Genomic DNA, 1,244 nt, shown 5'->3' with positions numbered 1-1,244 from the left:
GACGGCGGGCTGGCGGTGACGAAACTGGCGGAGGTGCAGCGGCGGGTGGTGCGCGTTGTGCGTGCTGTGAGCGGCGGCGAGGCGCGGCTAGGGTAGCACGTGCTGGTTCGGCTTCGCCGGCCGGTGGATGGAGCTGACGCGGTGTTGTACGTAGACCGCCGGGCCGCGGCGCAGCGGCGCGCGGCGCGCGGCGGCGGCGACCTGCTTGTCGTCGTAGGCGCCGACGTAGGTCAGGGTCGGGTGCCGCTCCTCGGGCGGGGTGGTGATCGCCGACATCTCACGGATGCCGGCGAGGCTCATCTCCAGGGTCCGCGGGATCGGCGTCGCGGACAGGGTGAGGACGTCGACCGCGGCCCGCAACGCGGTGATGTGCTCCTTGTGCTCGACGCCGAAGCGCTGCTCCTCGTCGACGATCACGAGACCGAGGTCCTTCCAGCGGATCCCGGTCTGCAGCAGCCGGTGCGTGCCGACGACGACGTCGACCTGCCCGTCGGCGAGCTTCTCGACCGTCTCCCGCGCCTCGGCCGGGTCGGTGAACCGCGACAACCCGCGCACGGTCACCGGGAACTGGCGCATCCGCTCGGAGAACGTCGACAGGTGCTGGGTGGCGAGCAGCGTCGTCGGGACGAGGACTGCCACCTGCTTGCCGTCCTGCACCGCCTTGAACGCCGCACGGACCGCGATCTCGGTCTTGCCGAACCCGACGTCCCCGGAGATGACGCGGTCCATCGGGACCGGCCGCTCCATGTCCCGCTTGACCTCGTCGATCGCCGACAGCTGGTCGGGGGTCTCGGTGTAGGGGAAGGCGTCCTCGAGCTCGCGCTGCCAAGGGGTGTCCGCGCCGAACGCGTGCCCCGGCGACGCCTGGCGCGCCGCGTAGAGCTGCACCAGACCGGCCGCGATGTCCTTGACGGCCTTGCGAGCGCGGCTCTTGGTCTTCGCCCAGTCCCCGCCGCCCAGCTTGTTGACCGCGGGCTGCTCGCCGCCGACGTAGCGGCTGATCTCGTCGAGCGCGTCGGTCGGCACGAACAGCCGGTCGGCGGGCTGGCCGCGCTTGGAGCTGGCGTACTCCAGCACCAGGTACTCGCGGGTGGCGCCGGAGACGGTGCGCTCCTTCATCTCGATGAAGCGCCCGATGCCGTGCTGGTTGTGGACGACGAAGTCGCCGGGCTGCAGCACCGCCAGGTCGACGGCGTTGCGCTTGCGCGGGGTGGTCCTGCGCGGCGCGGTGTCGAGCCCGGCGC

At 72.0% G+C, this 1,244-nt stretch carries 1 protein-coding gene; it reads right to left on the bottom strand.

Annotation, left to right across the window (positions count from 1 at the left end; all coding sequences use genetic code 11):
• Positions 1-87: 87 nt before the first annotated feature.
• Positions 88-1,244: DEAD/DEAH box helicase (locus tag D8M34_RS17895; RefSeq protein ID WP_202976285.1), on the bottom strand; the 1,157-nt coding region annotated here is incomplete at its 5' end.

It is taken from the genome of Microbacterium sp. HSID17254 (assembly GCF_003989315.1).
Classification (GTDB): Bacteria; Actinomycetota; Actinomycetes; order Actinomycetales; family Microbacteriaceae; genus Microbacterium.
The sequence above is the reverse complement of the archived record's forward strand: the minus strand, read 5'-3'. Positions and strand labels throughout refer to the sequence as shown.